General features: G+C 65.7%; 3 protein-coding genes. All 3 read left to right on the top strand.

Going from position 1 to position 2047, the window contains the following annotated elements; all coding sequences use genetic code 11:
- Window positions 1-223: hypothetical protein (locus U9980_RS09485; protein ID WP_322767590.1), on the top strand; the 223-nt coding region annotated here is incomplete at its 5' end.
- A gap of 72 nt (window positions 224-295) precedes the next feature.
- Window positions 296-538 (top strand): hypothetical protein, encoded by a 243-nt coding sequence (locus tag U9980_RS09480; RefSeq protein ID WP_322767589.1) that lies wholly within the window; start codon window positions 296-298, stop codon window positions 536-538.
- Window positions 539-816: 278 nt separating this feature from the next.
- Window positions 817-2047 (top strand): cytochrome P450 (locus U9980_RS09475; RefSeq protein WP_322767588.1); only part of this gene is annotated, 1231 nt, incomplete at its 3' end.

Here is a 2047-nt window from a genome sequence, read left to right as displayed (position 1 = left end):
GCAATCTACGGCCGGCGACCGTGCATCGTTGCGGACTCGGTTCACGGCGCCGAAGGATGTGAATCTGGTGCTGCTGGCGGAGCCTCAGATTCACATCGTTGAGAGGGCCGCACGGTGCATGGCCCAGGTGTGGACGGTGGAGGTTTCGGACGACCGACGCCCGTCGGATGTCCTGGATGAGGTCGGCTTGGCCGTTGCTGTCCGTGTTGGGTTGCTGCGGTAGGTCGTCAATCGGTCGATAAGAATTTCCTATTGAGACACCGTGCTGTTGCCGTCCAGTCATGGTCGCTGGAACATGTGCGCTGTGATGGCCTTCCGCAGTATCATCGCGATCGCTGACCCGGTCGAGCGCGCCTGGGTTGCCCATGATCTGCTCTGGAATGATCATCCGGAGCGTGGACGGCTGCGTGCCGTGCGTGGCCTGGCTATTCGTGAGGCGATCAGCCGGGGCGTCGCCACCGGTGACATAGCCGAACGCCTCCACGTCCGAGTAGATGATCTTGCCTGGATGAGCGACGCTGCCACGGCGTTCGAGTAGTTAATTTTTTACTTTCAGTAATTTTCGTGCACCCCCGTGCACCCTCGGCACGTTTCCGGGTGACTGGACGGGGCGAGCTCCCACCGCCACGGCAATCCGGATGTTGGTCGCGGAACGTGGCCAGTGTCTCGGGCCGCAGTGCCGAGATCGCGATTATCGTGAAGATCGGTCTGCTGGCCGTCCTGCTGGGTTGAGCGCCCCTGCCCCCGCCCGTGATCCCGAGGAGAGTCCGCCATGACCGTTGCTCGGCCTGTCGTTGTCCAGCGGTGTCCGTGCTGATGCGTACGGGAGCCGCCCCGGGCCTGTCCGGTGGCCCGCGCGCGGCTGCACGAGTGCTGCGTCCCGACCTGCTCGCGGGCCTGACCCAGCTGCGTGCGACCTACGGTCCTGTCGCGCAGATCTCCTCGCGACCGCTGTCGGCCTTCCTCGTGGCGGACCCGGCAGTCATCGCTGACGTGCTCGTCGGATCCAGCCGGGCCTTCGCCCGAGGCATCGTCCGCCGTGGGTTCGGCTCCCGTCAGACGGTGGTGGAGCCGCTCACACTGGTGCTCGGCCAGGGGTTGTTGACCAGCGCGGGGGAGCGGCACCGCAGGCAGCGCCGGCTCATGCAGCCGATGTTCCACCATCAGCGGATCTTCGAGTACGGCGAGACGTTTGCCACGATTGCCGACGATCGGGCTGATCGTTGGACGGACGGCCAGTACCTTGATCTGCACGACGAAATGATCGAGATGACGCTGGCGATGGTCACTCGCACACTGTTCGATGTTGATGTCGACAGCAACGAAGTGACCGTCATCCGAACGGCTATCAGCGAGAACATGGTGGCCACCCGTAAGTCCATGCGGGCAGGCTTCGAGGCGCTGGAGAGGCTGCCACTGCCCGCGGCCCGGCGGCGCCGTAACGCTCGTCACGCCCTGGACCGCGTCGTCTACGACCTCATCGACCATCGCCGTGCGGCCGGAGCGGGCGGGAGGGACCTGCTGTCACTGTTGCTGTCGGCCCGCGATGCGCAGACCGGCGACGGGATGGACGACACCCAGGTCCGCGATGAGATCCTGACCATCATGCTGGCCGGTCACGAAACCACGGCCAACGCGTTGACCTGGACATTTCATCTGCTCGGCACGCATCCTGAGATCGCGGCAGCGCTGTACGCCGAGCTCGACACCGTCCTGTCCGGCCGGCGGCCGACGGTCGCGGATCTGGCGAACCTGCCGTATGCCGACGCGGTGTTCACCGAGGCGATGCGGCTTTACCCGCCGGTGTGGGGCATGGGTCGGTATCTGCTGGAAGACCGTCTTGTCGGAGGCTATCGGTTGCCGGCCGGCTCGACGCTGCTGCTGTGCCAGTGGGTCGTCCATCGCGACGCGCAGTGGTGGCCGGACCCGGAACGTTTTGACCCGACCCGCTGGCTCGGGGACCGGATCGACCCGGACCGGCCCCGGTACGCCTACTTCCCCTTCGGAGGCGGTCCGCACCAGTGCATCGGCAACAGCTTCGCCCAGA

This window comes from Protofrankia sp. Cr1, assembly GCF_963555865.1.
Taxonomy (GTDB): domain Bacteria; phylum Actinomycetota; class Actinomycetes; order Frankiales; family Frankiaceae; genus Protofrankia.
Note: the sequence above shows the minus strand (reverse complement) of the source record. Positions and strands in the feature narration are given on the sequence as shown.